Raw genomic sequence first — 19,302 nt, forward strand, 5'->3', positions numbered from 1 at the left:
CAGGCTGGTGCTAACGCGGCGCGTTCGAGCGCAAGCCCGCCTGCGCCAGGATGGCTGCGGCCCCATTGGCCAGCAAAGGGCTGGGCGCGGGCGTGATGCGATCGATCAGGCGGTGCAACAGGAACAGGCCGTGCGGCCAGTCGTGCAGGCCGGACTGCGCATTGATATGGCCGAGCGGCCCGGCGTCGATCAACTGGCTACCCCAGATGCGGGCCATCCGGCGCGAATGGCCGAAGCTTGCATAAGGGTCGTTGCGGCTTCCCACCAGCAGTGTGGGAAAGGCGAAACGGGTGCGGGCGAGCGGGGCGAAGGCGCTTAGTCGATCGTCGATCGGGCGCTCCTCGACCTCGGGCGGGGCGACCAGCAAGGCGCCCGCGACGCGGCCCGCCAGTGAATGGCCTTGCGCGTTCCACCAGGCCACCGCATGGCATCCCAGGCTGTGCGCGACAAGAATTACCGGACGCGAGGCCGCGCCGATCGCGGCGTTGAGCCGGCGCACCCACTGCGCGGGGCTGGGACGGTGCCATTCGCCCATCTCGACGCGGCGGCAATCGTCGCGCTCGTGTTCCCATAGCGTTTGCCAATGGCCCACGCCGCTGTTGTCGATGCCCGGCACGGTGAGCAGCACCGGCGCGGGCGAGGCGGTGTCGATGCGAAGCATGTCCGGCCTCCTCAGCGCACGAAATGACTGGCCGCGAGCACGAGCGGGATCCACATGCCCAGCGCCAGCGGCAGAGCGTAAAGGAGGCCGAGATAGACCGTGCCTTCGCGCGATGCCGACCGGCGCAGGGCCACGCCCGCGCCATGAACCCGCCAGGGTCCGCTTGCGGGCCGGCGCGCCGCGACATGGCGCGACCGCTTGGAATGGAGCGTTTCGGCAAGCCCGATCTTCTGGCCTGCCCTGCGCGAAATTGCGAAATGACTGTTCATCGTATCACCTCATCATGCCAAGAGGGGAACACGAGACCTGGCGTTGTCGCCCGAGCGTCGCGCGCTTTAGCGGTTGGTAACGCGGAGCAAGCTGCTTCCCGATCAAATGCCGCGGGTCATCCAAGCTAACGCCGGGGGGAGATGACCGTTCCCGATCCGACGCCTTAATCTCTACCTATTAAGTGGGATTAACGTCAAGCGTGATTTTTGCCGGCCTTCGATGAGCCGCGAAAATGCGTGAAAAGTCGCGACGAACGGCCTAGTGCCAGCGCCAGGTGGAGGCGACACCAACCCCAGTCACGTCGCGGACATACGCGAGGTCATGCGGCAGCGCTGGCCTGCTCAGACGATTCGCGCGACTTCCATCACCAGCCAGGCCGCCGGCAGGAACAGCACTTGCGCCAGCACGGTTCCGGCGATCCGGCTCATCGAGAGCAGCACGATGGTGCGGCGGAACACCGGCTCGCTGACCGTGCCGGAAACCACGTCGTCGGTCATGATCGAGAGCTGCGGGTCAATCATGACGAACAGCAGGATCGTCGCGAAGCCATTGACGACGGCCGAAAGTTGCGAGGCCGTCACACGGTAGTCGGGATATAGGTAACCCGCGTAAAGCGAGGCGACGACGCCCACGCTGAGCAAGGCCTGGGCCAGCACGTTGAGCGCGATGATCTTCGCGCCGACTCCGGTGGGGCGGCGCAAACCGCGCACGTGGCGCAGGCCCGGCAGCGTAATCGTGCGCCCCAGATGGCGAAGTCCTTCGGGCCTCGCGCCCTGCCCAAGCAACCGCAGCAAGGAGCGATGGTGCTGGAATTGGCCGATTGCGCCACAAAACCATCGCTGTGTCGTAGGGATGAGCAAAGTGCCCAGGATCGTCGCGAGCGTTGCCGAGGCGAGGATCAGGCGAAAATCGTGCAGCAGGCCATCCCCCGCACCGGTCAGCAGCGCGGCCTCGATCCGCTTGGCAAGGAACGGGCCGAGAAAGCTGTTCGAAAGCCGCGAGAGCAGCACGAGCACGTTGAAAAGCGAGAAGGACAGCGCAATCCGCCGGGTGCGCACCCCGGCGATGCGCGCCGCGTAGGCCAGCGCCCCCACCAGGTTGATGCTGAACGTGAGCAGGCAGATCGTGACGAGTTGCGAATCCATGAGGCTTCTTTCGCGAGTGGCGCCCCGCGATAGCAGCTGTCCTGCAAAACTCCATCCGTTGAATTGGGTATAAGATCGAAGCGCTTGCTAACCACGCCTCGCAGCGGCTAGGCTCAGGCGTGCCTGCTCGGGAGATGCAATGACGTTCGCGCAATGGGCCGTTATCGGCATCCTTCTGGCCATGATCGCGGCCTACGCCACCGAGCGCCTGCGCGTCGAGATCGTCGCTATGGGCGGCCTCGCCTGCGGGTTCGCGCTCGGCGTCGTGCCGGTCCAGTCGGTTTTCTCCGGGTTTGCCAACCCGGCCGTGATCACCGTCGCCGAAATCCTGCTGGTGGTCGCCGCCCTCGCCCAGTCGCGCGTGATTGACACGTTCGCACGCCGCATCGTCGCGCGCGTGCAGAGTGAACGCGCGGTTCTCGCGATCCTATGCGCCCTTGCCGCGCTCGCCTCGACAGTGATGAACAACATCGGCGCGCTGGCACTGTTCTTCCCGGTCACGCTCTCGGTCTGCGCACGCCTTGGCGTGCCGCCTGCACGCATGCTGATGCCGCTTTCCTTCGCGACGCTGCTGGGTGGCACGTGCTCGCTCACCGGCACCCCGGCCAACCTCGTCGTCAACGACTGGATGGTCTCGCAGACCGGGGGAAGCCTCGGCTTCTTCGGCCTCGCGCTGGTCGGCGCCCCGGTCACGCTCGCCGGCCTCGCCTGGATCATGCTCGCCCCGCGCCGCCTGCTCGGCAAAATTTCGGCCGAGCCGAGCGCCCCCGAGGCCGGCCCCAGCGAATTTCTCGCCGAAATGGTCGTGCCCGCCGCCTCACCGCTCGTCGGACAGCACCTGCCCGAGGCGGAACAGACATTCGCGCTCACGCTCCACGGCGTCGTACGCCAGGCGGCCCACGTCTTCGCCCGACGCGCCGACATCGTCCTTGCCGCGGGTGACCGGCTCCTTCTCGAAGGCGACTTCGCGCACATCGACCAGCTCGAGGCACGCGGCGTTCTGGCCGCTTCCGTCCAGGCTTCCGGTCCCGGGCGCGAGCGCAGCGAGGCGGTCGTCATGCCCGACAGCCTCCTGCTCGGCTCGCGCATCGGCGACGTCGAACTCTTTGCCGAGGAAGCCGTGCGCGTGGCCGGGCTCGCCAGTCGGCGCCACCGCGTCGAGGGCAGTTTCGCCGACCTGCCGATCGGCGTGGGCGACGTGCTGATCCTCGAGGGCGAGCGCGAGGCCCTGCGCGAGGTGTTGGGCGAATGCGGCCTCCTTCCCCTTTCCCGCCACCGCCCCCCGCGCCTCAACGTGCGCGCGGCAACGGGCGTGGTGGTCTTCGCGATCGGCGTCCTGCTCGCCGCCTTCGGGGCGCTGCCCGCCGAAATCGCGCTCGGCGGCGTGGTCTTCGTGCTGGCGGTGACGCGCTGCCTCAACTTGCGCAGCGCGCTGCAGGAGCTCAACTGGCCGATCGTGATCCTGCTGGGCTGCATGATCCCGCTGGGCGTCGCGGTGCAGGACACCGGCGCTGCCCAGGTGATCGCCAACGCGATCGCCGGGCAACTCCCCACCGGGCAGCCGCTTGCGGTGATCGCGCTCGTGCTGTTCATGGCGATCGCGATCACCCCCTTCATCGACAATGTCTCCACCGCGGTCGTGCTCAGCCCGATCGCGGCCGGGATTTCCTCGCGCACGGGCGTGGCCATCGAACCCTTGCTGGTGGCGGTGGCGGTGGGCACCTCGCTCGATTTCCTCACCCCCTTCGGCCACCACAACAACGCCGTGGTGATGGGCGCGGGCGGCTATCGCTTCCGTGACTTCCCGCGCTTTGGCAGTGGCCTCCTCGCGATCAGTTTCCTTACCGCGCTGCTGGCACTGGGCACCTGGCTCTGACCGCCGGGTTGAATTGCGCGGCAAGGCGGCGTAAAAGTCCAGCTCTTATCTAGGGAAAAGGCACGTAGCGCAGATGATTTCGAACAAGGCCAAATACGCGCTGCGGGCCCTTCTTGCGATCGCCGCCCAGCCCGAGGGCGAGGCGCTCACCAGCACCGAAATCGCACGCCGCCACGCGATCCCCCACAAGTTCCTCGAGCAGATCCTGCTCGACCTCAAGAAGTCGGGCATTCTCGAGAGCCGGCGCGGAAAAGCCGGGGGTTACGTCATGTTGCGCCCCGCCGACACGATCAGCTTCGGCGAAGTCCTGCGCATCTTCGACGGTCCGCTGGCGCCGCTTCCATGCCTTTCGCGCAACGCCTATCGCCGCTGCGAGGATTGCGAAAACGAGGCGCGCTGCATGATTCGACGCGAATTCGCGCGATCCTACGAAGCGAGCCGCCAGGTGCTCGATTCGCGCACCATCGGCGATGCCCTGAATGAAGGGCAGGAACTGCCGCTTGCCGCGCAAAACCGGCGGGTCGGCTAGCCCTTTCACTTCCGGCTTGCCATTCCCTACAAATCCGATAGGCTTTATGCGGTAATGATGCCGAAGCGCCTTGCCGTCCACACGGGCGGAGGGAAGGCGCCCTGGAGACCGCACGATGTTTCTGACCCGAAAGGTGCGCGCCCCCGGCGCGGCCGCTGCCCCCGCACGCCTTCTCCTGACCAGTCTCGCGCTGGCGAGCCTCGCGCTCGCCGGATGCTCGGGCAAGACCAGGGACGCGGACGCGCAATCGATCGAATTGCTCAACGTCTCGTACGACCCCACCCGCGAGCTTTATGAAGAGCTCAACCCGCGCTTCGCCGCCAAATGGAAGGCGCAGAGCGGGCAGGACGTGAAGATCACCATGAGCCATGGCGGCTCGGGCAAGCAGGCCCGTGCGGTGATCGACGGGCTCGACGCCGACGTCGTCACGCTGGCGCTGGGCTACGATATCGACGCGATCGCGCAGAAGAGCGGCGGCAAGCTCGACGCCCAGTGGCAAAAGCGCCTGCCGCACAATTCCACGCCCTATGCCTCGACGATCGTCTTCCTCGTGCGCAAGGGCAACCCCAAGGGGATCCACGACTGGGGCGACCTGGTGAAGCCCGGGGTCGCGGTGATCACTCCCAATCCCAAGACCAGCGGCGGTGCGCGGTGGAACTTCCTCGCCGCCTGGGCCTATGGCAAGACGCACGGCGACGGGTCGGACGCGGCGGCGCAGGACTACGTCAAGCGGCTCTACGCCAACGTCCCCGTGCTCGACAGCGGCGCGCGCGGCGCGACGACGACCTTTGTCGAGCGTGGCATCGGCGATGTCCTCCTGGCCTGGGAAAACGAGGCCTTCCTTGCACAGAAGGAACTGGGGGAAGGCAAGTTCGATGTGATCGCCCCCTCCATCTCGATCCTTGCCGAACCGCCCGTCGCGCTCGTCGACGGCAACGCGCGGCGCCATGGCACCACCAAGGCCGCGAAGGCCTATCTCGACTTCCTCTACACGCCCGAGGCGCAGGAGATCATCGCCAGGAACCACTACCGTCCGGTCGACCCTGAGGTCGCCAAGAAGTACGCGAGCACTTTCCCCACGCTCACGCTGGTGACGATCGACCACGATTTCGGCGGGTGGAAGGCCGCGCAGGAGCGCTTCTTCTCCGACGGCGGCGTGTTCGACAAGATCTACACCCAGGCCGGGCGCTGATCACATGGACATCGCCACCACTCTCACGCTGGGCACCCAGCGCCCGGTCGCGTCGGCCTATGCCGCGCCCCCAACGCGAAGACGCCGGCGCGCGCGCCAATCGGTCATCCCCGGCTTCGGGCTGACGCTCGGCCTCACGCTCGTCTGGCTTTCGCTGATCGTGCTCGTCCCGCTCAGCACCGTGTTCCTGCGTAGCGCGGGAATGGGCTGGGACGCCTTCACCGCCGCCGCCTTCGCCCCGCGCGCGCTCGCCGCCTACTGGGTGAGCTTTGCCACCTCGTTCGTCGCCGCGCTGATCAACGCCGTGTTCGGCCTGATGACCGCCTGGGTGCTGGTGCGCTACGACTTCCCCGGACGGCGCGTGGTCAACGCGATGGTCGATCTGCCCTTCGCGCTGCCGACCGCGGTTGCGGGGATCGCGCTGACCGCGCTCTACGCGGGCAACGGCTGGATCGGGCGCTACACCGAACCGCTCGGGATCAAGCTGGCTTACAATCCGGTGGGCATCACGCTCGCGCTCGTCTTCGTCGGCCTGCCCTTCATCGTGCGCGCGGTCGAGCCCGTGCTCGAGGACTTCGACCGCGAGCTCGAGGAAGCCGCGGGCACGCTCGGCGCCAGTCCGCTGCAGATCTTCACGCGCGTGATCCTGCCCGCGATCCTGCCTTCGGTGCTGACCGGCTTCGCGCTGGCTTTCGCGCGGGGCCTGGGCGAGTACGGCTCGGTGATCTTCATCGCGGGCAACATGCCCTTCAAGTCCGAGATCACCCCGCTGCTGATCGTCACCCACCTCGAGCAATACGACTACGCCGGGGCCACCGCGATCGCTACCGTCATGTTGCTGGCCGCCTTCGCGATGCTGCTCGTCATCAACCTCGTGCAGGCCTGGAGCCGGGGGAGGTACACGCGATGAAACCCGTATCCTCCGGCGGCGTACGCGCCGCGCTCATCCTCGCAACCCTGGGCTTCCTCGCGCTGTTCCTGTTCCTGCCGCTCGTCGTCGTCTTCACCGAGGCGCTCGCCAAGGGCATCGAGGCCTATGCGCTGGCGCTGGTCGAGCCCGACGCGCTGAGCGCCATTCGCCTGACGCTCACCGTCGCTGCGATCGCGGTCCCGGTGAACCTCGTCTTCGGCGTGGTCGCGGCCTGGGCCATCACCAAGTTCGAGTTTCCGGGCAAGAGCCTGCTGATCACGCTGATCGACCTGCCCTTCTCGGTTTCGCCGGTCGTGGCAGGCCTCATCTACGTGCTGGTGTTCGGCGCGCAGGGCTGGCTCGGCCCCTGGCTGACCGAGCATGACATCCAGATCGTCTTCGCGGTGCCCGGCATCGTGCTGGCGACGGTCTTCGTCACCTTCCCCTTCGTCGCACGCGAGTTGATCCCGCTCATGCTCGAACAGGGCAGCGCCGACGAGGAAGCCGCGCTCTCGCTCGGCGCCTCGGGCCTGCAGACCTTCCTGCGCGTGACGCTGCCCAACGTGCGCTGGGGCCTGCTCTACGGCGTGCTCTTGTGCAATGCCCGCGCGATGGGCGAATTCGGCGCGGTCTCGGTGGTCTCGGGCCACCTGCGCGGCCTCACCAACACGATGCCGCTCCACGTCGAGATCCTCTACAACGAATACAACTTCGTCGCCGCCTTCGCGGTGGCCTCTCTCCTCGCCGCCCTCGCGCTCCTGACCCTTGTGCTCAAGAGCCTCGTCGAGGCGCGTTTCCACCCCCATGAACGGAGAACCGGATCATGATCCGACTGGAAGGCATCACCAAGACCTACGGCACGTACGCCGCGCTCCAGGGCATCGACCTTTCCGTGCGCGACGGCGAATTCCTCGCCCTGCTCGGCCCCTCCGGTTCGGGCAAGACCACGCTGCTGCGCATTATCGCCGGGCTCGCCTTTCCCGACAGCGGGCGCGTGCTGTTCAACGGCGAGGACGTAACCCAGCTCAAGGTCGCGCAGCGCAAGGTCGGCTTCGTGTTCCAGCACTATGCCCTCTTCAAGCACATGACGATCGCGGACAATGTCGGCTTCGGGCTCTCCGTGCGCAGCCGGCGCGAGCGGCCGAGCGCCGCCGCGATCCGCGCGCGCGCGCACGAATTGCTCGAACTGGTGCAGCTCGCGGGCCTTGCCGACCGCTACCCCGCGCAGCTTTCGGGCGGCCAGCGCCAGCGCGTCGCGCTCGCCCGCGCGCTCGCGGTCGAACCGCAGATGCTGCTGCTCGACGAACCTTTCGGCGCGCTCGACGCCAAAGTGCGCAAGACGCTGCGCCGCTGGCTGCGCGACCTTCACCGCCAGATGGGCCTGACCTCGATCTTCGTCACCCACGACCAGGAAGAAGCGCTCGAGCTTGCCGACAGGATCGTCGTGATGGACAAGGGCCTGATCGAACAGGTTGGCACCGCCGAACAGGTCTACATGGAACCCGCCAGCGCCTTCGTCTCCGATTTCGTGGGCGAGACCAATCACTTGCCGGGCGGTTTCCACGTGCGCCCGCACGACATCGAGATCGTCGAGGGCGAAGGGCAGCCGGTGCGCGTCGAGAACGTGTTCCGCAAAGGGGGCAATTGGCGCATCGAAGGCCGCCACCAGGCCCTCGGGCAGGTGATCGAATTCGATCTCGACGCGCAGCGCACGCCCCCGCTCGTCGGCGCGCTCGTCCAGGTCCGCCCCCAGCGCCTGAAAGCCTTCACCGGCAATCCGGAGGACTTCCATGAACACGCTTGAAAACGCCCGAACCACCGAGACGCACCCCACGCTCGACCAGAGCCTTGCCAGCGTGCGCGAGGCGCTGCTGGCGCTGCGCTTCGGCAGCGTTTCGCTCACCGTTCACGAAGGGCGGGTGGTGCAGATCGACGTGACCGAGAAACGACGCCTTTCGCCCGGGCGCTGAACCTGTTCAGAACAGCGCGCGGTTCTCCGCGACGAGCGCGCCGAGAAAATCGACCACGGCGCGCACCCGTGGCAGGCGCTGGTGGTCGGCGTGGAAGCCCAGCCAGTAGCTGCGCGTGATCTCGACCGCCTCGGGCAGAACGCGCACCAGCGCCGGATCGCGCTCGGCGGCGAATAGGTGGAGAATGCCCAGGCCCAGGCCTCCCGCAACCGCCGCGTGCTGCGCGTTGATCGAGGTCGAGCGGAACACCGGTGTCGCATCGGCCGAGACTTCGGAGAGGAAGCGCAGCTCGGGAATGTCGATCCGCGCATCGATGTACCAGGCGAAAGGATGCCGGGCGAGCTCGTCGCGGCGGATCGGACCGTGGCGCTCGAGATAGGCGTGCGAGGCATAGAGCCCCAGGCGATAATCGGTGAGATGGCGCGCCACGATCGGCCCAGAGGTCGGCTGGTGGAGGAAGACCGCGATATCGGCGTCGCGGTTGGCCAGGCTCACCCGCTGCGATTCGGGCGCCAGTTCGAGCCGCAGTTCGGGGTGCGCCCGGTGGAGACGCTCGGCGCTCGGCGCGACGAGGTAGGTTCCGAAGGCCTCGGGTGTGGCAAGCCGCACCGCGCCGCGCACCCGCGCATCGCCTCCGCCCAGCTTTTCCGCCGCGGCCGCGATCTCACCCTCGATCCGTTCGGCGTGGTCGAGCAGGCCCTGCCCCGCGTCGGTGAGTTGCACGCCGCGCGGGCCCCGGTCGAACAGCCGGCTGCCCACCGCCGCCTCGAGCCCCGAGAGCCTGCGCGCTATCGTGCTGTGATCAAGCCCGAGGCCGCGCCCGGCCGCCGCCAGGCGCCCACTGCGCGCCACGGCAAGGAAAAGACGAAGGTCGTCCCAGTTGAGTGTCGACATATTTGCACACCTGCATGGGTAATTTAGCGGGTTCCTGTGCCAATTTGCATGGCCTATCCCATCACCAAGAGCAAGTCGGCGACCCCGGACGAACGACCAGGAAGAGGACCATCCCATGCGACGCATCCGCCATTTCATCGACGGCGCGGCCGTTTCGGCTCAGAATTCGGCGCAGGCCCGGTTCGGTCCGGTCTACGCCCCCACCACCGGCGAAGTGCAGGCCGAGGTCGAGCTCGCCGAACCCGCCACGCTCGATCAGGCGGTGGCGGCTGCCAAGATCGCCCAGCGCGAATGGGCCGCAACCAATCCCCAGCGCCGCGCGCGCGTGATGTTCGCGTTCAAGGCGCTGATCGAGGACAACATGCAGGAGCTGGCCGAACTGCTCGCCAGCGAGCACGGCAAAGTGGTCTCCGACGCCAAGGGCGACGTCCAGCGCGGGCTCGAAGTGGTCGAGTTCGCCTGCGGTATCCCGCACCTGCTGAAAGGCGAATACACGCAAGGCGCAGGCCCCGGCATCGACGTCTATTCCTTGCGCCAGCCCCTGGGCGTGGTGGCGGGCATCACCCCCTTCAACTTCCCCGCGATGATCCCCTTGTGGATGGCCTCGATCGCGATTGCCTGCGGCAACGCCTTCATCCTCAAGCCCTCCGAGCGCGACCCGTCGGTGCCCGTGCGCCTGGCCGAACTCGCAATCGAGGCCGGGCTCCCGGCGGGCGTGTTCAATGTCGTCCACGGTGACAAGGCGATCGTCGATGCGATCTGCGACCATCCCGAGATCAAGGCAGTCAGCTTCGTGGGCTCGTCCGATATCGCCAACTACGTCTACCAGCGCGCCGCGGCAGCGGGCAAGCGCGCGCAGTGCATGGGTGGCGCCAAGAACCACGGCATCGTCCTCGCCGATGCCGACCTCGACCAGTGCGTCGCCGACATCCTGGGCGCGGCCTACGGCTCGGCGGGCGAGCGTTGCATGGCGCTGCCGGTCGTCGTGCCGGTGGGCGAGCAGACCGCCGAAACCTTGCGCGCCAGGCTCGTCGAGGAAATCGCCAAGCTCAAGGTCGGGGTATCGAGCGACGAAGAGGCGCATTATGGCCCGGTCGTCTCGGCCCAGCACAAGGCACGGATCGAGGACTACATCCAGCTGGCCGTGGACGAAGGCTCCGAACTCGTCCTCGACGGGCGCGGCTTCACGCTGCAGGGCTACGAGAACGGCTATTTTCTCGGCCCCACCCTGCTCGACCACGTTACCCCGCAAATGAAGAGCTACCAGGACGAGATTTTCGGCCCTGTCCTCCAGATCGTGCGTGCGCAGACGCTGGCGCAGGCGATCGACCTCGCCTCGCGCCACCAATACGGCAACGGCGTCGCGCTCTTCACCCGCAACGGCGATGCCGCGCGCACCTTCGCGAGCGAGGTCGAGGTGGGCATGGTCGGCATCAACGTGCCGATCCCGGTGCCGGTCGCCTACCACAGCTTCGGCGGGTGGAAGCGTTCGGGCTTCGGCGACATGGACCAGTACGGGATGGACGGCGTGCGCTTTTACACCCGCACGAAGAAAGTTACCCAGCGCTGGCCCTCGGGCGGCTCGGTGACCGACCAGAGCTTCGTCATCCCGACCATGGCCTAGTCGGCGGGCGGCTCCGCACAAGGCACTGTGTGAATTCGACAATTGCCAAAGTACATGCACAATACTGAAATTACCAAAACCCTTCCCGATACCCCCAAGAAGGCGCGTAAATAAGCGCGCGCCTATAAATAGTTATCCGATTTTAAGAGGTATTAACTTTTACGCCATCATTCGATGCGAAGAATTGCGGATGGTTCGAAAGGGAGAAAGCGATCCTTCCACTGCCCAGCCCGGCGCCTCGCGGCGCAAGGGGGGCGCCATGCGCGCAAGCCCGCAGCCTTCGCATCGGCGGGAAACGGTCTGCGCGGCCGATTTCCTTCCCGCTCTGGCGCTGCTCACGGTCGGGCTCGTGGGGCTCGCCGTGGCCTGGCTGGCAAGCGCGCCGCCCTCGGGGCAGTACTTCGTCATTGCACCTGTCGGGGCGACACGCGGCGAGGCGATAACCCTCGTGCGCAGCGCCCGGGGGCGCCTCGTCGCGACCGGCTATTTCCGCAACACCGTCATCGCCGCCTCGCCCGGGCCCGGCTTCACTTCCGCGCTGCGAAAGGCAGGGGCCAGCCTCGTCCTGCGCGTGCCGCCCTGGCTCGAATGCGGCCCCCCGTCCGCGGCCGGACCGACGCCATGAACATCGAGCTCGACGATCTTCGCCACCATTTCGGTCGCTTTCTCGTCTGGCTGTTGTGGATGCATGTGCCGCTGCTCGGGGTGGTCTCGCTGCTTACGGCGCATCCGGCCTACCCGGCGATGCTGGCGGGCGCGGGCCTGGCGCTGTGCTACCATCTCATGTGGTGGCGGCGCGGCATCGCACCGGCCACCCGCTTCCTGTCGGCCGTGGCGCTGATGGGCGAGCCGGCGATCCTCCTGGTGCTGCTGCGCGGTCATCCCTGGCAGATGGACATGCACATGTACTTCTTCGCCATGCTCGCGCTGACGATCGCGTGGTGCGACCGGCGCGCGACGCTCACCGCGGCGGCGGCAATATCGCTGCACCACCTGCTGCTGCTCTATCTCCTCCCCTCGGTCGTCTTCCCCAGCGACGGCAACTTCGAGCGCGTGCTGCTCCACGCCGGGATCGTCCTGTTCCAGACCGCCGCGCTGGTGTGGCTCAGCAACCGGCTGGTCGAAAGCTTCGACCACAACCGGATCATGGCCGCCGAGATCCTCGCCAAGAACGAGGCGCTCGAGGCGCGCACGCGCGAGGCCGAGGACGCCAACCGCGCCAAGAGCCTGTTCCTCGCCAACATGAGCCACGAGATCCGCACCCCGATGAATGCGATCCTGGGCTTCTGCCACCTCATTGCGCGCACCGATCTCGACACCCGCCAGTCCGATTACGTCACCAAGATCAGCCAGGCTGGCGTCTCGCTGCTGCGCCTCATCAACGACATCCTCGATTTTTCGAAGAACGAGGCGTGCAAGCTGACGCTGGAGGCCCACCCCTTCGACCTGCGCGTGGCGCTGGAGAACCAGCTCCAGCTGGTCGCGGGCGACGCGCAGGCGCGGAACGTCTCGCTCGAGGCCTCCGTCGCGCGCGAGGTTCCCGCCCGGCTGGTGGCCGACGAGGTGCGTTTCAACCAGATCGCGCTCAACCTCATCAGCAACGCGGTCAAGTTCGCCCCCGGCGGCACCGTGCGCGTCGCGCTCGAGATTGTCGGAGAGGACGCGCAGGGCGTAACGCTTGGCCTTCGCGTCAGCGACACCGGCATCGGCATGACCCCCGAACAGCAGGCGAGCCTGTTCAGCTCGTTCACGCAGGCCGACAGCTCGACGACCCGGCGTTTCGGCGGCACGGGACTGGGCCTCGCCATCTGCCGGCAGATCGTCGAACAGATGGGCGGCACGATCGCGGTGACGAGCGCCCCCGGCGAAGGCAGCACCTTCACCTGCCACCTGCCGATGGCGCGCGAGCCCGATGGCGCAGAGCAAGCCCCGCCCATACCCGAACACGTGCGGCGCCTGCGTGTCCTTGCCGCGGACGACAACCCTGCCTCGCGCCAGTTGCTCCAGGAAATATTCGCCGGCTGGGGCATGGGTGTCGAACTGGTCGCCTCGGGCGCCGAGGCGCTCAGCGCGGTTTCGAGCGCGCACGAAAGTGGCACGCCGCACGATCTCGTCCTGCTCGACTGGAAGATGCCTGGGCTCGACGGGATGGAAACGGCGAGCGCGATCCAGACCGCCGCGCAAGCGGCACGGCGCGAACCGCCGCGGCTCCTGATCGTCACCGCCTATGGCGCCGACAACCTGGTCACCGCGATGCACGGTGTCGAATTCGCGGGCATCCTCACCAAGCCGATCGTGCCCACGATCCTGCTCGAGACGATCGAGAACGCCTTCACGCCGCGCCTCGCGCCCAACGAGAAGAGCGTCCCCGATCCGGCGCCCGAAGCCGGGAGGGTGCCGATGGTCGCCTCGCACTTGCGCGGACGGCGCCTGTTGCTTGCCGAGGACAACGAGATAAACCGCGAGATCGCGGTGACCCTGCTCGTCGACGCCGGGCTCGAGGTCGACTGCGCGAAGGACGGGCGCGAGGCCTGCGCACGCATGGCGGCGCAGGGCGCGGCTTACAGCGCCATCCTGATGGACGTGCAGATGCCCGAGATGGACGGCATTGCCGCCACCCGCGTGATCCGCGAGAGCTGGCCGGGCGATGCGCTGCCCATCATCGCGATGACCGCGCACGCCTACGAGGAAGAGCGCCAGCGCTGCTTCGCGGTGGGCATGAACGACCACATCGCCAAGCCGGTCGATCCGCTTGCGCTGGTGCGCACGCTCGAGCGCTGGCTTGCGGCGGCGCCGCCGCCGGCCGCGTGTGCGCAGGACAAACCGACACCCGGCACGCTCGCGCCGCCACCCTCGCCCGGCCCCCTGCCCGCCGTGCTTCCTCCCTTCGACATCCCGGCCGCACTGGTCCGGGTCAACGGCAAGGCCGCCTTGCTGCGCAAGCTGCTGCTGTCCTTCGGCGAGATCTATGCCGATGCCGGGGGCGAGTTGCGCCGCCTTCTGGCCGAGGGCCGGCTCGCCGATGCCCGGCGCCATGCGCACAGCCTCAAGGGCGTCGCCGGATCGCTCGAACTGACTTCGGTGCAGGCTTGCGCCGCCACGATCGAACGCCTCCTCGCCGAAGGCAAGGCGGTTGAGGCGCGCGAGGCCATTTCCCAGCTCGAACACGAACTGGCCCCGGCGCTCACGGCCTTGCGCACGCTCGGACGTGAAGCCGCGCAGGCCCCGCCCTGCCCGCTCTCGACCGGTGATCCCGACGCGCGCCTGGCGGCCTTCGAAGACTTGCGCGCGCGCGTGCGCCGCCGAAGCCTGAGCGCGCGCGCCGCCTTCGCGCGCTTTGCCAGCGCCTCGGGCCTGTCCGAGGACGCGATCGCCGACCACCCGGTCCGCCGCGCGCTTGAAGAGCTCGACTACGAAGGGGCCTTGGCGCGTCTCGACGCCATGGCCGAAAGCCTGCGCGAGCCGGCACCGCAGCGCAGCCAGCAGGAGGGAGTGACGGGATGAGCCGACCTACGATCCTGATCGTCGACGACGAGATCGCCAACATCGAGATCATGAACGCGGTGCTCGAGGACGACTACGAGGTCTGCTTCGCGACCTCGGGCCAACAGGCGCTCGACCTGGCCCGCGAGGCCCCGCCCGACCTCATCCTGCTCGACGTGCTGATGCCCGGGCTCGACGGCTTCGAGGTCTGCCGTCAGTTGAAGGGCGACCCGCTGCTCGCCGACCTGCCGGTGATCTTCACCACCGGGCTGGGCGACACCGACCACGAGATGCGCGGCCTCTCGATGGGCGCAATTGACTACGTGACCAAGCCGATCCAGCCCGCGATCCTGCGCGCGCGCGTGGGCAACCACGTCGAGCTCAAACGGCTGCGCGACCAGCTCGCCAGCATGGCGGTCACCGACGGGCTCACCGGCCTCAGCAACCGGCGCTACCTCCAGCAGTCGCTCACGCGCGAAACGCAGCGCCTCGCACGCGACGGCGACTGGCTCAGCGTCATCATGCTCGACATCGACTTCTTCAAGCAGTTCAACGACACCTACGGCCATCCGGCGGGCGACCGCTGCATCAAGATGATCGCCGCCGCGTTGATGCGCGCGGCCAAGCGCGCGAGCGATCTCTCCGCGCGCTACGGCGGCGAGGAGTTCGCCTGCATCCTGCCCGGTGCCGATCCGCGCGCCGCCGAACTGGTCGCGCAGGAAATCCGGCTCCAGGTCCAGTCGCTCAACATCCCGCACGAAGGCTCGCGCGTCAGCCCGATCGTGACGGTGAGCATCGGCGCCGCCAGTGCGCGTTGCCAACCCTCGCGCATGGGCGACTTGTGGATCGAGGAGGCCGACCGGCAGCTCTACCGCTCCAAGCAGTCGGGCCGCGATCGCATCACCGTGTGCGACTTCGACTCCCGGCGCATCGAGACCTGCTGAGACGGTACGCCGCAAAGCCGTCGCCTCGCGAACCGGTTGCTTTCTGAAAACGTTACCATTAGCGTGCGCTCCTGTGCCTCTCAGGAGAGTTCGTGGATGCTTGACCGTCGTTCCGCCCTCAAGCTCACGGGCGCCGCCGCGTTCACCGCGCAGACCTCGCTTGCCACCTCAGCCTTCGCCGAGACAACCGCGCACACGGCCCTCCCCGGCGATCGCCCCACGCTGATCTCCTCGACGCAAACCCGGCGCTGGGCGCGCCAGAGCGATCCGGTCCTCGCACCGGCCGATGGCGACATCTTCGCGCTTCACTTCGCGGTCGAAGTCGACAAGCCCAAGCAGACGATGGCGGGCTTTGGCGGGGCCTTCTCGGCGCGCGGCTGGACCGCGCTCGGCGTGCTCGACGAGGCCGAGCGCGGTCGCGCGCTCGACGCCCTGTTCGGCGCGGGGGCACGGCTCTCGCATTGCCGGCTGCCGCTAGGCGCCAGCGACTTTGCACTTGCGCCTTACAGCTACGACGAAGTCGACGGCGATTTCGCGATGGAGCACTTCGACCTCGGCCCCGATCGCGATACGCTGATACCCTTCGTCAAGGCCGCGCAGGCGCGCGAACCGGGCTTGCGGCTATGGGCTTCACCCTGGACGCCGCCGCGCTGGATGAAGACCAACGCCGCGTTCGAGATGGCGCCGGGCTGGCCGGGCCGCGTACCCAACGCCATTACCGAGGCGACCACCCGCCACGAGGGCGAGGACGCCTTCATCCAGAAACCCGAATACCTCGCCGCCTATGCGCGCTATTTCGGGCGCTATGTCGATGCCTATGCCCGCGAGGGCATCGCGATCTCGGCGGTCATGCCGCAGAACGAGTGGAACTCGGCCCAGCCTTACGTCTCCTGCGTGTGGACGCCCGAGGGTCTCGCCCGCTTCCTGCCCCACCTCGGGCGGGAGATGGCGCCGCGCAAGGTCGACGTGCTGCTGGGAACGCTCGAGCGCGGCAACGCCGATCTCGTCGCGCGCGTCCTCGCCGATCCCGCCGCGGCCAGCGTGGTCAAGGGGCTCGGCGTTCAATGGGCCGGCAAGGAGGCGCTGCCCACCTTGCACACGACCTGGCCCGACCTGCCGATCTGGGGCACCGAACAGGAATGCGGCCTTGGCACCAATGACTGGAACTACGCGCGCTACAACTGGCGCACCATGCTCCACTACTTGCGCAATGGGACGAGCGTGTGGACCTACTGGAACATGGCGCTCGACGATGGTGGCGAGAGCAGCGCGGGCTGGCCGCAGAATTCGCTCCTCGCGATCGATACCAAGGCGCGCAGCTGGCGCCTGACACACGACTACTGGGTCCTTCGGCACGCCAGCGCGCTCGTCCATCCCGGTGCCCGCTACCTGCCGACCTCGAGCGCGGTCGGCTACGAATTCCAGTTCGCCTTTCGCAACCCCGACGGCAGCCTTGTCGTGGTGATGATGAACGACCTGGCCGAAGCGCAGGAACGTCGTATCGCCCTCGGCAGCCAGAGCGTGCGCCTGACCCTGCCGGGCGACAGTTTCAGCACGCTCGTCGTGCCCGCCGCGCTGCTCAATCGCAAAGCCTAGCCGCTTCTTCGACTTTTCGAAATATCTGAATAATTCGCAGCAAATTATACAGATACCTCCCAGTTCCGCACAGGCGTAATCCGAGCGGGAAAGGGAGGTCCCCATGGTCCGTCTTCACACACAACTTTCCCGCTACCGCGCGGCTTTCGCCGAGCAGATCCAACCGGTGGTGATCGCCTTCAGCGTCGCGGGCATGACCGGCGGCGCGCTGTCCGCCCTCGGACTGGTCGCCGGACATGCCCAGGCGCGCGCGCAGCGCGGCGGCGAAAGATCGCTCTGGCCCTCCGCACCCGGCTCGTGAATACTGCGCCGGTGGGGCACGGACCGCACATCGGGAGAGACTGGCCATGATCGAACTCGTCATCGACAAGCGCATCCGGGACCTTGGCGGCGGCTTCGAGGTCGGCCGCGTGCTGCCTTTCGCCAGGCGCCGGATGGTCGGGCCCTTCGTCTTCTTCGACCAGATGGGACCACTTGACCTGGCGCCCGGCTTTTCGAAGGAGTGGGACGTGCGCCCCCACCCGCACATCGGTCTTGCGACGGTGACCTATCTCTACAGCGGCGCGCTGACCCATCGCGACAGCCTGGGCGTGCACCAGGAAATCCGCCCGGGCGAAGTCAACTGGATGGTCGCCGGCAGTGGCATCACGCATAGCGAACGGCTCGAATACGCGCGCGCCAACGGGGCGCTGATGCACGGCATCCAGGCCTGGGTGGCGCTGCCCCTCGAGGCCGAGGAGACCGCGCCCGCCTTCTACCACCACGAGGGCGCGGACTTGCCCGAATGGCAGGACAAGGGCCTCAGCGGGCGGCTGATCGCAGGCCGAGCCGATGGCCTCGTCGCCCGCGTGCCCACCCATTCGCCGCTGTTCTACCAGCATCTCGACATGGAACCGGGCGCGCGCCACGCGGTCACCGGCGAATATCCCGAGCGCGCGGTCTATATCGCCTCGGGCCGCGCCGAAGTCGCGGGGCAGGTGCTTGCGGCAGGCCAGATGGCCGTGCTGGCCGCAGGCGGCGGCGTCGACGTGACCGCGCTCGCGCGTTCGACCGTCATGGTGCTCGGCGGCGATCCGGTCGGCGAACGCTTCCTGTTCTGGAACTTCGTCTCTTCCTCGCGGGAACGGCTCGAACAGGCCAAGGAAGACTGGCGCCAGCAGCGCATGAAGCTGCCGGTGGGCGATGACCTCGAATTCATCGCCCTGCCCACGCAGTAGCCCTAGAAGTCGATCTCGGGCCCGAGCGGGACGATGCCGGTGGGATTGATGCCCCGGTGGCTCTCGTAATAGTGGCCCTTGATGTGCTGCATGTCGACCGTCGCGGCAACGCCCGGCAGGTGGTAGATCTCGCGCGTGTAGCGCCACAGCCCGGGGTAATCGACAAGGCGTTTCACATTGCACTTGAAGTGGCCGACATAGACCGGATCGAAGCGCACGAGCGTCGTGAACAGGCGGATGTCGGCCTCGGTGACCGCCTCGCCCATCAGGAAGCGGCGCGAGGAAAGCCGCTCCTCCAGCCACTCGAGGCTTTCGAACAGCGGGCCGATCGCCTCGGCATAGGCCTCCTGCGTGGTGGCGAAGCCCGCACGGTAGACGCCGTTGTTGACGGTCTCGTAGATGCGCGCGTTAAGCGCGTCGATCTCGGCGCGCAGCGGTTCGGGGTAGTAGTCGCCCGGCTTCGCACCGAGGGCATCGAAGGCCGAGGCGAACATGCGCAGGATTTCCGAGGATTCGTTCGAGACGATCCGGCCGGTCTTCCGGTCCCACAGCACCGGCACCGTGACGCGCCCGGTGTAGGCGGGCTCGCAGGCGGTGTAGACCTCGTGCAGGCAGTGGGCGCCGTGGATCGGATCGGCGATAACGCCGGGCGCGGGATCGAAGGTCCAGCCCTGTTCAAGCATCAGCCAGTTGACCACCGAGATCGAGATCATCTCCTCCAACCCCTTGAGCGCGCGCATGATCAGCGTGCGGTGCGCCCAGGGGCAGGCGAGGCTGACGTAGAGGTGGTAGCGTCCGGTTTCGGCCGCAAAGCCGCCCTCCCCGCTCGGTCCGGGCGCGCCGTCGCGCGTCACCCAATGGCGAAAGGCGCTGTCCTTGCGCACGAAGCGCCCGCCGCTAGAGGCGGTGTCGTACCACTGGTCGTGCCAGGTGCCGTCAATCAACAGGCCCATCGGGCTTACTCCTTGCCGTGCTGCGCCCGCCGCAGGCG

19 protein-coding genes are annotated in these 19,302 nt (G+C 67.6%); 14 read left to right on the top strand and 5 right to left on the bottom strand.

The window, feature by feature from the left end; genetic code table 11:
* Positions 1-10: 10 nt before the first annotated feature.
* The 3 genes from HT136_RS17405 to HT136_RS17415 form a co-directional block, all read right to left on the bottom strand.
* Complete coding sequence (locus HT136_RS17405; protein WP_214201097.1) at positions 11-661, bottom strand: RBBP9/YdeN family alpha/beta hydrolase; 651 nt, start codon at positions 659-661, stop codon at positions 11-13.
* Positions 662-672: 11 nt separating this feature from the next.
* Positions 673-930, bottom strand: a complete 258-nt coding sequence (locus HT136_RS17410; RefSeq protein WP_214201098.1) for a hypothetical protein — start codon at positions 928-930, stop codon at positions 673-675.
* A gap of 342 nt (positions 931-1,272) precedes the next feature.
* Positions 1,273-2,076 carry a lipid II flippase Amj family protein gene (locus HT136_RS17415; protein WP_214201099.1) on the bottom strand — a complete coding sequence of 268 codons (804 nt, stop codon included), beginning with the start codon at positions 2,074-2,076 and terminating at the stop codon, positions 1,273-1,275.
* 139 nt (positions 2,077-2,215) lie between these two features.
* Here HT136_RS17415 and HT136_RS17420 point away from each other — a divergent pair, with 139 nt between their 5' ends.
* The 7 genes from HT136_RS17420 (at position 2,216) to HT136_RS17450 (ending at position 8,553) form a co-directional block, all read left to right on the top strand.
* On the top strand, positions 2,216-3,952 hold the full coding sequence (locus HT136_RS17420) for an SLC13 family permease (protein ID WP_214201100.1): 1,737 nt from the start codon (positions 2,216-2,218) through the stop codon (positions 3,950-3,952).
* Positions 3,953-4,025: 73 nt separating this feature from the next.
* A complete protein-coding gene (locus HT136_RS17425; protein ID WP_214201101.1) occupies positions 4,026-4,481 on the top strand; it encodes an RrF2 family transcriptional regulator in 456 nt (151 codons plus the stop codon).
* Positions 4,482-4,596: 115 nt separating this feature from the next.
* The gene (locus HT136_RS17430; RefSeq protein ID WP_214201102.1) at positions 4,597-5,673 is read left to right on the top strand and encodes a sulfate ABC transporter substrate-binding protein; all 1,077 of its coding nucleotides are present in this window, start codon (positions 4,597-4,599) and stop codon (positions 5,671-5,673) included.
* 4 nt (positions 5,674-5,677) lie between these two features.
* Complete coding sequence (gene cysT, locus HT136_RS17435; protein WP_214201103.1) at positions 5,678-6,583, top strand: sulfate ABC transporter permease subunit CysT; 906 nt, start codon at positions 5,678-5,680, stop codon at positions 6,581-6,583.
* Entirely contained in the window at positions 6,580-7,410 is an 831-nt protein-coding gene (cysW, locus tag HT136_RS17440; protein WP_214201104.1) for a sulfate ABC transporter permease subunit CysW, read from the top strand. The genes cysT and cysW overlap by 4 nt, the downstream gene beginning before the upstream one ends.
* Positions 7,407-8,387, top strand: a complete 981-nt coding sequence (locus tag HT136_RS17445; protein WP_214201105.1) for a sulfate/molybdate ABC transporter ATP-binding protein — start codon at positions 7,407-7,409, stop codon at positions 8,385-8,387. Before cysW ends, HT136_RS17445 begins: the two co-directional genes overlap by 4 nt.
* Entirely contained in the window at positions 8,374-8,553 is a 180-nt protein-coding gene (locus tag HT136_RS17450; protein ID WP_214201106.1) for a YezD family protein, read from the top strand. Before HT136_RS17445 ends, HT136_RS17450 begins: the two co-directional genes overlap by 14 nt.
* 6 nt (positions 8,554-8,559) lie before the next feature.
* Here HT136_RS17450 and HT136_RS17455 read toward each other — a convergent pair whose 3' ends face one another.
* Positions 8,560-9,447, bottom strand: coding sequence for a LysR family transcriptional regulator (locus HT136_RS17455; RefSeq protein WP_214201107.1), 888 nt, complete (start codon positions 9,445-9,447; stop codon positions 8,560-8,562).
* A 115-nt stretch (positions 9,448-9,562) separates the two neighbouring features.
* Between HT136_RS17455 and HT136_RS17460 the strand changes: the two genes are divergently transcribed.
* The 7 genes from HT136_RS17460 to HT136_RS17490 all read left to right on the top strand — a co-directional run bounded on the left by HT136_RS17460 (position 9,563) and on the right by HT136_RS17490 (position 18,311).
* Complete coding sequence (locus HT136_RS17460) at positions 9,563-11,071, top strand: CoA-acylating methylmalonate-semialdehyde dehydrogenase (protein WP_214201108.1); 1,509 nt, start codon at positions 9,563-9,565, stop codon at positions 11,069-11,071.
* Positions 11,072-11,330: 259 nt separating this feature from the next.
* The gene (locus HT136_RS17465; RefSeq protein WP_214201109.1) at positions 11,331-11,696 is read left to right on the top strand and encodes a hypothetical protein; all 366 of its coding nucleotides are present in this window, start codon (positions 11,331-11,333) and stop codon (positions 11,694-11,696) included.
* Complete coding sequence (locus HT136_RS17470; protein ID WP_214201110.1) at positions 11,693-14,575, top strand: hybrid sensor histidine kinase/response regulator; 2,883 nt, start codon at positions 11,693-11,695, stop codon at positions 14,573-14,575. Before HT136_RS17465 ends, HT136_RS17470 begins: the two co-directional genes overlap by 4 nt.
* On the top strand, positions 14,572-15,498 hold the full coding sequence (locus HT136_RS17475) for a diguanylate cyclase (RefSeq protein WP_214201111.1): 927 nt from the start codon (positions 14,572-14,574) through the stop codon (positions 15,496-15,498). The genes HT136_RS17470 and HT136_RS17475 overlap by 4 nt, the downstream gene beginning before the upstream one ends.
* A 96-nt stretch (positions 15,499-15,594) precedes the next feature.
* Complete coding sequence (locus HT136_RS17480) at positions 15,595-17,094, top strand: glycoside hydrolase family 30 protein (RefSeq protein ID WP_214201112.1); 1,500 nt, start codon at positions 15,595-15,597, stop codon at positions 17,092-17,094.
* Positions 17,095-17,197: 103 nt separating this feature from the next.
* Entirely contained in the window at positions 17,198-17,395 is a 198-nt protein-coding gene (locus HT136_RS17485; protein ID WP_214201113.1) for a hypothetical protein, read from the top strand.
* A gap of 46 nt (positions 17,396-17,441) precedes the next feature.
* Positions 17,442-18,311 (top strand): pirin family protein, encoded by an 870-nt coding sequence (locus tag HT136_RS17490; protein ID WP_214201114.1) that lies wholly within the window; start codon positions 17,442-17,444, stop codon positions 18,309-18,311.
* 2 nt (positions 18,312-18,313) lie between these two features.
* Here HT136_RS17490 and HT136_RS17495 read toward each other — a convergent pair whose 3' ends face one another.
* Positions 18,314-19,264, bottom strand: coding sequence for a glutathione S-transferase family protein (locus tag HT136_RS17495; protein ID WP_214201115.1), 951 nt, complete (start codon positions 19,262-19,264; stop codon positions 18,314-18,316).
* Positions 19,265-19,302 lie beyond the last annotated feature (38 nt).

It is taken from the genome of Novosphingobium profundi (assembly GCF_018491765.1).
Classification (GTDB): Bacteria; Pseudomonadota; Alphaproteobacteria; order Sphingomonadales; family Sphingomonadaceae; genus Novosphingobium; species Novosphingobium profundi.